At 44.4% G+C, this 13582-nt stretch carries 10 protein-coding genes; 6 read left to right on the top strand and 4 right to left on the bottom strand.

Annotated features, from left to right (window positions below):
* Positions 1 to 55: 55 nt before the first annotated feature.
* Entirely contained in the window at positions 56 to 1561 is a 1506-nt protein-coding gene (locus tag MNR06_RS01365; RefSeq protein WP_243538104.1) for a flavin monoamine oxidase family protein, read from the bottom strand.
* A 31-nt stretch (positions 1562 to 1592) separates the two neighbouring features.
* Here MNR06_RS01365 and MNR06_RS01360 point away from each other — a divergent pair, with 31 nt between their 5' ends.
* From MNR06_RS01360 to mgtE, 4 genes are all read left to right on the top strand, one after another.
* Positions 1593 to 2222 (top strand): 2OG-Fe(II) oxygenase, encoded by a 630-nt coding sequence (locus MNR06_RS01360; protein WP_243538102.1) that lies wholly within the window; start codon positions 1593 to 1595, stop codon positions 2220 to 2222.
* Positions 2219 to 4003, top strand: coding sequence for an ABC transporter ATP-binding protein (locus tag MNR06_RS01355; protein ID WP_243538100.1), 1785 nt, complete (start codon positions 2219 to 2221; stop codon positions 4001 to 4003). Before MNR06_RS01360 ends, MNR06_RS01355 begins: the two co-directional genes overlap by 4 nt.
* Positions 3996 to 5864: an ABC transporter ATP-binding protein gene (locus tag MNR06_RS01350; protein ID WP_243538098.1), complete on the top strand. Its 1869-nt coding sequence runs from the start codon at positions 3996 to 3998 to the stop codon at positions 5862 to 5864. Before MNR06_RS01355 ends, MNR06_RS01350 begins: the two co-directional genes overlap by 8 nt.
* Before the next feature lie 66 nt (positions 5865 to 5930).
* Positions 5931 to 7274 carry a magnesium transporter gene (gene mgtE / locus MNR06_RS01345; protein WP_243538096.1) on the top strand — a complete coding sequence of 448 codons (1344 nt, stop codon included), beginning with the start codon at positions 5931 to 5933 and terminating at the stop codon, positions 7272 to 7274.
* 2 nt (positions 7275 to 7276) lie between these two features.
* Here the strand turns inward: mgtE and MNR06_RS01340 are convergent, their stop codons facing one another.
* Both MNR06_RS01340 and MNR06_RS01335 read right to left on the bottom strand, forming a co-directional pair.
* Positions 7277 to 7666 (bottom strand): response regulator, encoded by a 390-nt coding sequence (locus MNR06_RS01340; protein WP_243538094.1) that lies wholly within the window; start codon positions 7664 to 7666, stop codon positions 7277 to 7279.
* A 147-nt stretch (positions 7667 to 7813) separates the two neighbouring features.
* On the bottom strand, positions 7814 to 9697 hold the full coding sequence (locus MNR06_RS01335) for a S8 family serine peptidase (protein WP_243538092.1): 1884 nt from the start codon (positions 9695 to 9697) through the stop codon (positions 7814 to 7816).
* Between the two features lie 157 nt (positions 9698 to 9854).
* Between MNR06_RS01335 and MNR06_RS01330 the strand changes: the two genes are divergently transcribed.
* A complete protein-coding gene (locus MNR06_RS01330) occupies positions 9855 to 10457 on the top strand; it encodes a DUF502 domain-containing protein (protein WP_243538090.1) in 603 nt (200 codons plus the stop codon).
* Positions 10457 to 11872 carry a hypothetical protein gene (locus MNR06_RS01325; protein WP_243538088.1) on the top strand — a complete coding sequence of 472 codons (1416 nt, stop codon included), beginning with the start codon at positions 10457 to 10459 and terminating at the stop codon, positions 11870 to 11872. The genes MNR06_RS01330 and MNR06_RS01325 overlap by 1 nt, the downstream gene beginning before the upstream one ends.
* A 121-nt stretch (positions 11873 to 11993) precedes the next feature.
* Here MNR06_RS01325 and MNR06_RS01320 read toward each other — a convergent pair whose 3' ends face one another.
* On the bottom strand, positions 11994 to 13526 hold the full coding sequence (locus tag MNR06_RS01320; RefSeq protein WP_243538081.1) for a M17 family metallopeptidase: 1533 nt from the start codon (positions 13524 to 13526) through the stop codon (positions 11994 to 11996).
* Positions 13527 to 13582: the final 56 nt, after the last annotated feature.

Raw genomic sequence — 13582 nt, 5'->3', positions numbered from 1 at the left:
AAAATTTTAGAAAATTCTAGAAATAAAAAAAGGAGTTCTTTAAAAACTCCTTTTTTTATACTGTGATAGTTTGAGCAGCCTTGATCCCTGTTTCGATGGCTCCTTGTAAGGTGCCCGCGAATCTTAAGCTTGTGTGTTCCCCGGCAAATAGGAATTTGCCGTCGTATTCTGGAATCGCAGCAACACCTTTGTACTTCATGTACTGACCTGGTTTAAATACTGACATGGAACCAGCACTCCATTTCCTTGTGGACCAGTTCGCCACTTGGGCTCCCCAGTCTTCATAGTTTGGAATGTCGTTATAAAACAGTTTTAAGTCTTTCAGCGTTTCGTCAACGGCCACTGCTCCAGCCTTTGCGCCACTGTTTCCGGCGCGCTGTGAAGTCAGTAAACCTTGGCTAACCTCCTGAGCGCGGGAAGAATCCCAGATTTTTTGCGAAGTAAAATCGCCCGTGAAATTGCCGACGTTGGCAGGCGTATTTCCACGGCGGGCGTTCCAGAAAGGTACAGCAAACGGAATAATTACTTTGCTATGGGTGGCATAGGCTTGGTTTTTGATGTTTTCATGTTTCAGATCTGAAAAACGCAATTTTTCAATACCCTTCACTTCGCGCAATTTCGAAAAGGGAATTGTGCAAATCACCGTGCGTGCCGTGATTCTTTCTTTTCCTTTCGGTGTTGCAAAAACGAAGGTAAAAACATTTTCTTTTTCTTCAACTTCAATCAAAGCGGAATTTAACCGTAGGATATGATCAGGGATAACCCCGGCCACCCTTGCTGCCAGGGTTTGCGTCATCCCTGACAATCCACCGTCCATACGATGAGTCGTGCGACCACTTAAAAGCGAACTTCCTTCACCATCTAAAGTTGAAAGAAAGTGAAGTGCTGACTGGTCTTTTGCATCCACACCAAAACGTTGCACAGCTTGAACTTCGATTAATTTTAAAATCACTGGATCCACTTCCGTCACCCAGGATTCTAAAAGATCTTTTAATGATAAAGTGTCATAGTAAAGGGATCGTTCATACTGCAAAGAGTTTGCATGATTCAGCACGACTTCTTGATCACGGTAAAGATCACTGCGAATACGGCGCAAAGGTGTCTGCAAAGATTTTAACTTTGGCACAAGTTCCTTCACGCGATAAGTCTTACCTGCAAACGAAAAAAGATGGGCTTCAAGATTCGGTAAAGATTTTAACTCTGTCAGAGGTAAATTCAGTTCCTTTGCCAAATTAAAAACATCGGTATGACTTAGATCAATGTACTCAGCACCAAGTTCTGCGATGGGCCCTTGTTCTTGATATGCTGCAACACTCTGAACGCGCCCCCCAATGCGGGAAGAAGCTTCAAAAATGCGGAAAGGCACCTTATTTCTTTTAAGTTCAAATGCTGCTGAAAGGCCCGCCGCCCCTGCTCCTAAAATGAGAACTTCATTTTTAAGATCTCTGCTATCGCCCATGAAATAGCGATCCATGCTAGTGCAACTGCTAAGAGCCATAGCCGAAGTTCCTAGAGCAGAAACCTTTAAAAACTCGCGACGGGTAAAAGAACGTTTTGCCATCAATCCCTCTCGTGAATAGAATGGCAACACTTTGGACAGGAATCAATTCAATCATACAGCGCTAGAAAGAATGTTTGATGAGTTAGCACAGAATAACTGGGCTTACTCAGGGGATGTTTTCACTCTAGATTTCTGCAAGTCCCTTGCCCAAGAGTGTCAAAGGCTTTCAACACAAGGTCAGTTGCAAAAAGCTTCCATCGGACATGGGGCCAGCAAAGGGACCCATGCTGAAATTCGCGGCGATTTTACTTACTGGCTTGATGAAAAAGAAACGTCCCCCGTGCAACAGCAGTTTCTTGCCAGTCTTCAAAGCATTTTAGAAAATTTAAACTCTGCTTTTTATTTGGGGCTCAAAAGATACGAGACACATTTTGCCTTATATCCACCGGGCGCCCACTATGATAAGCATATCGATAATCATAAAGGTTCCGGAGCACGAAAGGTCACTTTCATTCTGTACCTTAATGAGCACTGGGAAAAAGGTCACGGCGGCGAATTAGAAATCTATGATCCTGAAAATCAAGATATTAAGATCGCGCAAGTTGAACCGCGTCTTGGAACTTTTGTACTTTTTCGCAGTGAACTCTTCCCTCATCAAGTCGCGAAGAGCATTCAGCCCCGCTTAAGTTTAACGGGTTGGTTTAGGGACGATGCATCATGAAGTCACTCTTATCTGAAGTCATATTCACCCGCTTTTACGCTCGCGTAGCGATTCTATTCTGTTCGCTGTTTGCAGCAGTGCTTGGTTTGATGGGACCTTTTTTTCAAAAAGAATTCATCGATCATATCTCCGGAATGCAAAGCCGCTTTCACTTCATTCAGTTTGATAATCCACTGACCTATGTCCTTGGTGCGTTCTTGTGTGTGCTTTTGGGTCAAGCGTTTTCACAACTGACGAACTTTTTAAGTATGCGCGAATCTTTGTTCATGCAAAAAATCTTTGCGCAAAGAGTGTATGAAAAGACCCTGAACCTGCAAGTCGACACCATGAGTGGGCGTCCCGTCGGAGAAATTGTTTCTTTATATGCGACAGACGTACAAGGCGCGACGGTTTTTCTTGATCAAACTTTACCAGCTGGATGTTCTACTTTATTTCCGTTAATCTTAGCGCCTGTTGCGATTTCAGTTTTGTTTGATGTTCCGCTGTGGCCCATCGTACTTCTGATGATCACGATTGCCTCGTTTAATACGTTCATGGCTTTCCGCCAGTCAAAGTTCTTTTTTAACTTTAAGCAGCTTGCAGCAGAACGTATTGGTCTTGTGAACGAGTGGGTGCAAAATATTCGCACCATTCGTATTTTAGGGTGGACTAAACATTTTGAAAGCAACATCTTTGCTAAACGTGAAGTTGAAACCAACAACCGCGTGATGATGGTGACCAATGGTCAGATTATGAATGCGATTTCTTCATCGATCACTTTCATATTAAACGTTGTGGCCCTGGGAACTTTGGTTTTTTATTCCAAACACCAATTAACCACGGGCGAGCTGTTAGCGCTTTTATGGATTGTCGGTGTTTTCTTAACCCGTCCATTCCGTCAAATGCCGTGGTTCTTTACTTTTGCTTTTGATTCATGGACGTCATTAAAGCGTCTAGAAGATTTTTTAAGTACGGAAAATAATAAAACACCAGCCCTTGGCAGCAAAACCCGGGAACAAAAGCGGGATGAAAAGTTCGCCTTGCAAGTGCATGGCCTCAACTTAGTTATTCGCAACCGTAAGATTTTAGATGATATCAACCTGGATGTGGCCCACGGTGAATTTGTTGCCATCGTTGGCGAAGTAGGGTCTGGAAAATCCATGCTTCTGCTTTCGCTTTTGCGTGAAACAGGGGCAAACTTTAATTTCTATCACCTGGGCGAAAAGAATGCTTTGCAGATTTCCCTAGACGACGTCCGCGGTCAATTTGCTTATGTTCCCCAAGAGGGATTTATCATGAGCGCCTCGTTACGCGAAAACGTCGCCTTTGTTTATGATATCGATCCAGATCGTGACACCATGGTTGAAGAATCTTTAAAGCTTGCACAGTTTGATCTCAGTGGCGAACGTGTTGAAAAAGGACTTGCAACAGAGATTGGCGAGCGTGGCGTAAACCTTTCAGGCGGCCAACGCCAGCGTGTGGGTCTTGCCCGAGTTCACTATCATCAAGCTCCGATCTTGTTACTAGATGATTGCTTAAGCGCGGTGGACGTTGATACCGAACAAAAACTTTTTGATCAGCTTTTAATCGGTGCCTGGAAAGATCGAACGCGCTTATTAGTGACTCACCGTCTTAGTGCCCTTCACCGCGTGGATCGAATTTTATTTATGGAGGATGGCCGAATCATTGATCAAGGTACCTTCGAAGAACTTTTAGCAAGAAGTGAAAAGTTCCGCGAATACACAACATCCGTCGCTAAAGAAGCCACGGAAAAAAATCAAAGCGAGGCTAGTCATGTCTAAGAATTTTAGCAAAGCCTCGCAAAGATACCTTTCTGATGGCGATACCAAAAAAGAAGGCGGCTATAGCCCCACCCTTTTTGAAACCCTGAAATTTGCTTATAATCCCTTTCTAACTCGCATTGCGATCTGCTTAGCCTTAGGTGTTATTGGGCGTGGTTTGTTATTAGCAAATACAAACATCATCGGATATTGGGTTGATAACTTAGTTGGTAAACCCACGCCGTTAAGCGGTTTTGATTCCGGTGATTTCGTTACTTTATTATGTGGGATGGCGGTCACTGGCTTCGCTTTTACATTGGTTTTCCGCGTGGGCTTTTCTCGATTATCGGCCTTAGCAATTTCTTCATTCTATGATGAAGTGACCTTAAGAACATCACGCCTGCCGATGGGATTCTTTGACAACACGCCGGCTGGCCGAATTATCACGCGTTTTTCTAGCGACTATGGAAACGTATTTCGCTTGTTCGGTGGTCCCTTAGCCGAGTTTCTTTCAATCATCTTCGATCTTACGATGATGGTGATTCTAATCACTGTTGCAAATCCGATTTATTTGCTTTTTGTCGGGTTAATCGGTGTCATGAACTATCTTGTGTATCGCTTAAACCGCGATAAACTGCGCGCTTCCCGCCGCGAACTTTCTGCAAGTCGATCCCCAAGTATTGCGCACTTTGCTGAAACGACTCAAGGGGCTAGCACGATACGGTCGTTCAGCCGTCAAAAATCTTTTGCGGAACGATTTGATCGCTTAGATCGCTATTTCCTAACGCAAAAATTGAACACCTCAAAAAACCTATTTAGCTTTTCATTTCAAATGAACAGTTTAACAGCCCTGTTATTACTGATCACCGGGGTTTCTGCTTACTTTATGGTGGATTATGGATGGGCCACAGTGGGTTCGGTGGGCGTGGCGTTTAGTTTCATTGCACTTTCCGGAAACACTGTGCAAATGTTCTTTGAGTGGTTAACGCAATTTGAAGAAGCGATGATTGGTGTTGAACGCTTAGATCAATACATGCGCATGGAAACAGAAGCCGGCAATCACCTTCCATCCACAGCTAAATTTACAACAGGCCACGCGGTTTATTCTGAATCCGTTGAAAAATATCTTTCGACTCGCCGTCTGACTGACAATCGCAATGCTTCGGTGGAAGTCAAAGACCTGTGGTTTAAATACCGCGATGACCTGCCCTGGGTTCTTAAAGGTGTTGATTTTCAAGTTAAAGCCGGTGAACGTTTAGGCATCGTGGGTCGCACAGGTTCTGGTAAATCAAGCCTGATCCAAGCACTGTTTTACCTTTACCCGTTAAGCCAGGGTTTTATTTCGATCAATGAACATCAGCCGAAATTAAAAGAAGATGCCCACGGTGTGGATTTAAATCTTTACCGACAATCTTTGGCTTTTATCGCGCAAGAACCGATCTTATTCCAAGGTTCGTTGCGCTTTAACTTAGATATCAAAGACAACCTTCCTGATCAAAAACTATGGGAAGTTTTAGAACAAGTGGGTTTACGTGCGTGGGTCGAAGCTCAGCCCGGTAAATTACTTATGAAGATTGAAGAACGTGGGAAGAATTTATCCCTTGGCGAAAGACAGCTTCTTTGTATGGCTCGCTGTCTTTTGCAAGATGCTCCGATTGTGATCATGGATGAGGCAACAAGTTCTGTTGATCCGCAGTCTGAAGAAATCATGGTCAAGGCTACAGAAGAGTTTTTCTCGGACCGTACCCAGATCATCATTGCCCATCGTCTTTCGACCCTGGCAAAATGTGATAGAATCCTGTGGCTGCAGAATGGTGAAATCGTTGCTTTGGGGCCAACCCAAGAGGTTCTTCCGAAGTTTAAAAATGCAGAACTGGTCTAACAAATCCCTTTGAACTTGCCGATGAAGTAGAGTACTTCATCGTTCAGAGTCAGCAGCGGAGTGTAGATGGATAACGACAACCAGGTCCTTGAAAAAGATCTTCAAGAGCAAGAAGAAGTCTTAAGCTTGACTGAGACCTGGTCGGCGCTTTCCCCCGCTGAACGTCGTGAGAAATTCAAAGAGCTTCCTCGAACTGAAGCTGAAGAGCTTTTCCTTAGTCTTAGGACCCATGACCAGGCCGAATTAATTGCTGAAGCAGCCCCGCTAGAAAAGCGTGGTTGGATTCGCCTTCTTGCCCCCGATGACGTGGCCGATTTGATTCAAGAAATCGGATTAGATCAAAAAGATGATTTATTGTCGCTATTAGATCCGCAAACCCGTCGTGAAGTGACGGTGCTATTAGCTTATGCCGAAGACGCTGCGGGGGGATTGATGAGTTCCCGTTTCTGTCGTCTTCGTCCCGAGATGACTGTGGATGAAGCGATTAGCTACATCCGCATTCAAGCTAAGACCCACGTTGAAACAATCTATTACGCTTACGTTTTAGATTCTGAGCAAAAGCTTCTGGGCGTGGTTTCATTCCGTGAACTTTTCTCTGCCACTCCGGGCAGAAAAATTGAAGAGATCATGCAAACCGACGTGCTTAAAGTCCCTGTTGAAATGGACCAAGAGCAAATCGGCCGTATCTTTGCGCAACAAGATTTAATGGCCGTACCGGTTGTTGATGAAACAGGCATCATGAAAGGTATCGTTACTTTCGATGACGTGGCGACAGCAATCCAAGAAGAAGCCACGGAAGATATCCATAAAATCGGTGCCGTTGAAACTTTAGACGCGCCTTATTTAAAAATCTCGATGGCAGAAATGCTTAAAAAGCGTGGCGGTTGGTTATTGATCCTCTTTTTAGGGGAAATGTTCACTGCGACGGCAATGGCCTTTTTTGAAGATGAGTTAGCGAAAGCCATCGTGCTATCGATGTTCATTCCTTTGATCATCAGCTCTGGTGGTAACTCTGGTTCCCAAGCTTCCACAATCTTAATTCGTTCAATCGCTCTTGGCGAGGTTCGCCTGCGCGACTGGTGGCGTGTATTAGGTCGCGAGATTCTGACGGGACTTTGCCTGGGCGTGCTTCTGGGTGCGATTGGATTTATTCGTATTATGCTTTGGCCAAACCGTGAAACCCTTTATACCGAGCACTACATGATGGTCGCTGCTACTGTCTGTGTGAGCGTGATGGGTGTCGTATTATGGGGTACGATTTCAGGCTCCATGCTTCCATTCATTCTTAAAAAAGTGGGCTTTGACCCCGCTTCTGCTTCTGCTCCTGCGGTTGCGACCCTGGTAGACGTGACGGGACTTGTGATCTATTTCACAGTGGCGAGCTTCTTACTTCATGGAATTTTACTTTAATTTTAAGCAAGAACCTTTAGAACGGACTTAATTAGAAAGTCCTTTTCTAAAGGCTTTTCTAGAAAATCACTAAATCCAATTTCCATGCAGCGTTCTTTATCCCCTTTTCCATGGGCCGTCACTGCGATGATGGGTTTTTGATAGGATTGACTGCGCAGTTCTGAAGTCGCATCCAATCCGTTTTTCACAGGCATTTGCAAATCCATCAGAATAGCATCGAAATTTTCATGAAGAGCTTTTTCAACTCCTTCTTCGCCGTCTTTAGCTACTGCTGTCACTGCTCCCGCAAGTTGCAACATACGACTCATAAGTCTCTGGTTATCAATGTTGTCATCGACGACTAATATCTTTTTATTTTCTAGCTGACGTTTTTTAATTTCCGCTTGCTGCATATATTCATGTTACTAAATTACTCGCAAAGTCTTACCCTCAAGAAACAGACTTGGTAAAAAACACTCAAAATCACTGCTCGAGCGCAAAAAAAAAGCTCCGCTTTGTTAGCGAAGCTTTTTTATTTTTAATCTAGTCTTTAATAAGAACTAATTACTTTTAACTAAGCTAGCAGACCAATCCCTAATCATGGCAAGGGCGCCCTGCTTAGCATTATCGAACTGCACTCCGTAAGCTTGGTTTTTCTCGTTCCATACGACGTGACCTTGCACTTCGATGGACTCGTGACCGTCTGGGCTTTGGATTCGCATTGTAACGATGCCGCCTTTTTCAAGAGCAGCTTCGGTATTAAACGACAAACCACCTTCAGAGATCGTGTTCACGTTACCCACAAGTTCTTTATCACCCACCATCACGCGGATTTCAGAACTCATTTTAAAGCGTTCGTATTTACGTTTTGATTTCGGTTCACGGCTTCTTAAAGCCTGCCAGAACACCAGTGGCATCATCAGTAAGCCAATTACGACACCCGCACCACCGCCAGAACCTCTGCCTGAACCCGGGCCATTTTCAGTCACCGCTTTTACTAAACCGCAGCCACCGCCACCGCCTGAAGACTCAGACGCCGGAGCCCGCTCAGACAAATAAGACGGCTTGTAACCAGGCTGCGAAGAAGCTGTCGACACCATTTGTTGGGCTTCTTGCAGTAAGTAAAGGGCATCAATGCGGGAACTTGTGGAGATCAAACTGCTAAGATAACCGTTCGTATCACCCGTTCTTAATATTAATTCTTTAATCTGATAGCCAGATAATGAGGGAGCTTCACGCATCGCAAGAGCTGCCACCCCCGCAACAAACGGAGCGGCCATACTTGTTCCGTGCATCTTCATCATCTGATTACCAGGAACAGTACTTTCGATATATTCACCCGGGCTACCAATATGAACTGTATTTGCGCCATAATTTGAAAAACTTGAAAGATCATCAAAGCGCGTGGTTGAACCCACTGAAAGATTGCTTGGAACATCATAGTTTGCCGGGTACATCGGATAAGCGTCGTTATCACTAGCATAGTTTCCGGCAGCACAGACGACTAAAACTTTATGATCGTAAGCATAAGTGATCGCATCATGAAGGGCACGACTGTAAGAAGCGCCTCCCCAAGAATTATTAATGACTTTTGCACCGTTATTAACAGCGTAATAAATCGCACGAATCGCGTTGGAAGTGGACCCAGAACCCGCCCCGTCTAAGAATTTTAAAGGCATGATTTGGATTTTTGATTCTTGCAGTGGACGAGCAAAAATATTTTGCGAAGCCCCGACAACGATCCCCGCTACGTGGGTTCCGTGATCATCGTCATCAGCAAAGTTGCCTGAGTTATTAATAAAGTTCCAACCGTTGATGTCATCAACATAACCGTTCTGGTCATCATCAACGCCTGCGGAACCATTAGCTTCAATTGGATTCACCCACAACGATCCCGTCCCGCCAGAGCCATTTGAGTTATAAGCTTTAAAGACATCATGATTCTTGTCTAAACCAGTATCGATCACGGCAACAACGATTTTGCCATGGCTGCCATCTAACGCAGTTAAAACAGGCCACGCTGAATCAATACCTGTATTGGCATTATTTTGCGAATACACCGCGGGATTTGTGGATGCAAAAGAACTATTAGAAAATTGTTCGTAAGATTGGCGTTCAAAAGACTCACTGACGACAACATCAGACTTTTCTAAAACGTAGTTAGGCTCAATGTATTCAACATCGGGGTCATTTTTTAAAGCTTCGAAATTGGCTTTTTCATCGGGACCGGCCTTCATATTGATTTGCATCATGCCCAGGCCATGGAAATTGGCTTTTAAAGTCGCCTTTCCTTGAATCTTTTGGTGGGCAATAGAAGCACCGCCTGAGGAAGCCTTAAACTTCACAAGGTATTCTCCTGGAACCACTTTAGCTTCGGGGCGAGCGAAGGCTGCAGAGCTTACAGTTACAACAGCAATAAAAAGCGTCTTTAGAATCGGTTTCACCGGTTCTCCTTCGTGACCCCATTCTTTTCGGTCAGGAGTCTAGGAGGGTTAAGTGAAAAATGTGTCTCATTTTGCGAAAAGCTAAGAGCTTGAGCGTACTCGACTTAGCTGATATTTATGAACTACCGATAATGTTAGACGAACAGGATATCCAGCTATGAAACAACTTCAGAAAATCTTCTTGCAAGGTCTCGTCACTTTTCTGCCAATTGCTCTGACTATTTATATTATCTATGCCGGCATCACTATTGTTGATAGCTTTTTAGGTGATTCTCTTCGTCGCATTCTGCCGATTTATATTCCGGGCTTGGGCTTTTTACTGACTGTGGCTTTAATCATGTTGTTGGGCTTAGCCTTAAACAACTTATTAACTGGCGGTCTTTTTCAAAAACTTGAGCAACGCATGACTCAAGTTCCGTTTATTAAAGCAATCTATTCCCCGCTTCGTGACCTGATGAATTTATTTTCTAAGGGCGGCGGACCTGGTGGTTTACAAAAGGTCGTCTTCGTAGACATGGGTGAAACCGGTGTCCGCGTTTTGGGTCTTGTGACTCGAGAAAATTTTAAAGATATTCCTGCCATTGAACAAAACGCCGGGGATCGCATCGCCGTTTACGTGCCGATGAGTTATGGTCTTGGTGGATTTACCTTGATGGTACCTCGTTCCCGCATCACACCGTTAGATATGCCAATTGAAAAAGCCATGAGCTTAGCTATCACAGGCTGGGTGAAAGCTGATAAAGAAGGCGAGAAAAAATAATGGCTGATTCTCATACTCCTGAAAACACCCACGGCAAAGCTTTAAAAATTAACAAAGACACTTCCCGCTATGGAGCTTTTGCTGAAATTGGGGCAGGCCAAGAAGTTGCCCGCCATTTCTTCCAAGCAGGTAAAGCCTCACAAACGATTGCAAAAACGATTTCCGCTTACGATATGGTTGTAAGCGACGACATTTACGGCCGCGAAGCCAATGGTCGATATGTTTGTGAACCCCGTCTGTATAAAATGCTAGGGCATGAATACGATCTTTTAGTAGAACGCCTTAGCGAAGGCCGCGGCAAAACTTCGCGCTTCTTTTCTTTCGCTAACACCGTGGCGACCGCTTCTTCTGGCAGCAACAAACAATCCCACGGTTGGATGGGTGTGCGCTTTCAAACAGAACCTGAAGGTCCAAGCAACGATATTATTTTACATATAAGAATGCTGGATCGCTATCGCTTGCAACAACAAGAAGCTTTGGGTGTTTTAGGGGTGAATCTTTTGGATTGCGCCTTTTACCACATCGGTAATCCCGAAGAATTTATTCCGCGCTTGGTTGATAACTTAAAAGAAGGCCAAGTTGTTATTGATGTGATTAAGTTTAAAGGGCCTGCCCTTACGCACTTTAATGAGCGCCTGATGAATCTTGAACTTGTTCGTCGCGGTTTGGCTGAAGCTATTTTATTTTCACCTGAAAACGAAATTCTTAATATCGCAGATGCTGTTTACGGAAAGTCACTATTGATTCAACGTGGTCACTTCCGCCCGGTTACGGTTACCCACGTAGATGTCTTGCAAAAAGGCTTAGTGCAAATGAAGTCTGACATCCTAAAAAGCGAAGGCAAAGACTTAGAAATCCTGCCGATGATGGAACTAACCATGCACAATCTGCAAACCGGCGGAGAAGTGGATGAAAAAGATTTCTTAGAGCGTGTAGAAACGTTAACAAGTCTTGGACATCATGTTTTGATTTCAAACTTCTTTTTATTCTATGGATTAAAACGTTTCTTAAGACGCTACAACTCTCACTTTATGGCTTTGGTAGTGGGCGCAAGCCACTTAGAAAAATTATTCACAGAAGAACACTATAAAAACTTAGAAGGTGGATTGCTTGAAGGTTTGGGTAAACTTTTAGAGCAAAAAACGAAGCTTTACGTTTATCCGCATAAAACCAACGTACTTTGCTTAACCGCGAAAAGCTTCTTCCCGTCACCTAATCTACGTCACGTCTATAAACATTTTATTGAAAACAACCAGATCGTTGAAATCTCCGGTTGTGATGAAACTGATGATTACTTGCACTCTAAAGATGTCATGAAGATGATTGAAAAGGGCGATCCTGAATGGGAAAGCAAAGTGCCAGAAAAAGTGCGCGACTTAATCAAAACAAAAAAACTTTTCGGCTACACAGACTAAGCTGGTTCAAGGTTGGCGAGAAGGGTTCATATGCAAGGCGGAAGTCTCTTCCCGCAGCGCAGGCGTAGCAGCGCTACGTCGGAGCGAGGACAAGAGACTTCCAACGCAGTCAGATGAGCCCTTATCGACGACCGACTAAGAATTCGATCAGACATTGAACCGGCTGACCACTTCCACCGCTTGCCGTTATTGCTCCCCCTGCTTTGTCCGCCCACGCGTACACGTCTAAGTGAGCCCATTTTTTACCGCCCACGAAACGTTGTAAGAACAACGCCGCTGTGATGGCGCCACCAAAACCGCCGCCCGAGTTTTTACAATCAGCAAACGGCGACGATAAATCGCCCCAGTATCTTTCAAAAAGTGGCATTCTCCAGTTAAGGTCGCCGGCTCTGTTACCTGCCAATGTAAGTGCATTTGCTAGTTCATCGTCGTTGGCGAATAGACCGGCAATTTCAGCACCCAAACCTACTTTGATAGCTCCAGTTAAGGTCGCTACGTCGATCACATATTCTGGTTCGTCAGCACCTTTAGTTGTACATGCCACATCTAATACGTCCGCTAGAACTAAACGGCCTTCAGCATCGGTGTTATCGATTTCAACCTTCATTCCATTTCTTGCCGTGATGATGTCGCCCGGGCGGAATGATTTTCCGTCAACCGCGTTTTCAGCTAAAGCCAAATAGAAATCCACAGGACCTGGATAGTTGCTTTCAGCAACCCATGAAGCAAGACCCATGATGCTGGCTGCTCCACCCATGTCTTTTTTCATTAAGCGCATGGCACTTGAAGGCTTGATATCAAGGCCGCCCGTATCAAACGTAATACCTTTACCAACAAAGGCGATGGGTTTTAGTTTTGATTTTTTTGCGGGACGATAGCGCATGTGAACCATGCATGGCCCATTTTCAGCACCTTGGCCCACAGCTACGTGCAGTCCCATGCCTTCTTGAACCAATCTTCTTGTATCCCACACTGAAACTTTCAAAGAAGCTGGGAATACTTTTTTTGCTGCCATTTCAGCAAACGTGCGTGGGTTTAACATATTTGGCGGAAGGCTTACCAAGTGACGAGCTAAGTTGACTCCGCGGGCGCGCAAGATCGCGTCTCTTACTAAAGCTTTTTCCAAACCACCCAAAGACTTTCTAATAGAAACCTTTGGCAAGTCCGCTAAATGTTTTCCGTCATTAAACTGGCGGAAGTTATAGGTGGCCATATCAAAACCAACTAAAGCCCCTAAGTCTTGGCTTTCATCAGTTCCGTGAAGTTCGATTTGTACGAATTTTAAGTGATGAGCTTTAAAGTTAGAAACCAAGGTACCGAATTGATCGCGGGCCCAAGCGTAGGAAGTTTCATCGATCAAACCGCCATGACCCACCGTTGCTTTTTTGCGAGGACGCAAAATCCATACAGGTCCACGTTGACCCACGAAATAGACAAACTCACGGTCCGATTTCTTTAGTGAATCCACTTGCCAGTCCAAAGAGTGCTGGGAAATCAAAGAGGTGTATTTGCTAACGTCATCTACGCCCAGGAAATAGACAAAACCCATCAATTCATTTTTTACTTTAAGTTCTTTGCCGAATTCAAAAGTCTCAACCCAGGATTGAATAGTTAGTTTTGACGAAGTTTTTGCGCTAGTTGCCTTTTTAGCCACTTTAATTCCTCACTTTTAGTTTGTGATTGGGGTGATTAAGTCCGTAAAATCATAAT

It is taken from the genome of Bdellovibrio reynosensis, from assembly GCF_022814725.1.
GTDB classification, from domain to species: domain Bacteria; phylum Bdellovibrionota; class Bdellovibrionia; order Bdellovibrionales; family Bdellovibrionaceae; genus Bdellovibrio; species Bdellovibrio reynosensis.
Note: the sequence above shows the minus strand (reverse complement) of the source record. Positions and strands in the feature narration are given on the sequence as shown.

Bases quoted from the DNA above. Each gene is read 5' to 3' on its own strand.
- MNR06_RS01355 (WP_243538100.1), top strand. From the start codon at position 2,219: ATGAAGTCACTCTTATCTGAAGTCATATTCACCCGCTTTTACGCTCGC.
- MNR06_RS01365 (WP_243538104.1), bottom strand. From the start codon at position 1,561: ATGGCAAAACGTTCTTTTACCCGTCGCGAGTTTTTAAAGGTTTCTGCT.
- MNR06_RS01340 (WP_243538094.1), bottom strand. From the start codon at position 7,666: ATGCAGCAAGCGGAAATTAAAAAACGTCAGCTAGAAAATAAAAAGATA.
- MNR06_RS01325 (WP_243538088.1), top strand. From the start codon at position 10,457: ATGGCTGATTCTCATACTCCTGAAAACACCCACGGCAAAGCTTTAAAA.
- mgtE (WP_243538096.1), top strand. From the start codon at position 5,931: ATGGATAACGACAACCAGGTCCTTGAAAAAGATCTTCAAGAGCAAGAA.
- MNR06_RS01330 (WP_243538090.1), top strand. From the start codon at position 9,855: ATGAAACAACTTCAGAAAATCTTCTTGCAAGGTCTCGTCACTTTTCTG.
- MNR06_RS01350 (WP_243538098.1), top strand. From the start codon at position 3,996: ATGTCTAAGAATTTTAGCAAAGCCTCGCAAAGATACCTTTCTGATGGC.